1 protein-coding gene is annotated in these 278 nt (G+C 71.9%); it reads right to left on the bottom strand.

Annotated elements, in window-relative coordinates; genetic code table 11:
* The coding region (locus AC0IX4_RS23040) for a SulP family inorganic anion transporter (protein WP_471831403.1) at nt 1–271 on the bottom strand (271 nt) is incomplete at its 3' end.
* Between the last annotated feature and the right edge of the window lie 7 nt (nt 272–278).

Here is a 278-nt window from a genome sequence, read left to right as displayed (position 1 = left end):
GAACGCCCGCGGCCACCGTGAAGAGACACGTGACGCGCCATCCGAACTGGGCGACCAACTCGGCGACGACGACCGACAGTCCGGCGGCCGGGCCACTGACCTGAAGGGGTGAGCCTCCGAGAAGCCCCGCCAGGATGCCCCCGATCACGGCGGCGATGAGCCCCGCCATGACCGGGGCGCCGGACGCGACCGCGATACCGATGGCGAGGGGGACCGCGACGAGGAACACCCCCAGGGAGGCGGGCACGTCGTATCTCAGGACGGCGGCCACTCGATCG

Source organism: Rhodococcus sp. AC861, assembly GCF_979256035.1.
This window is presented reverse-complemented; position numbering and strand designations above follow the sequence as displayed.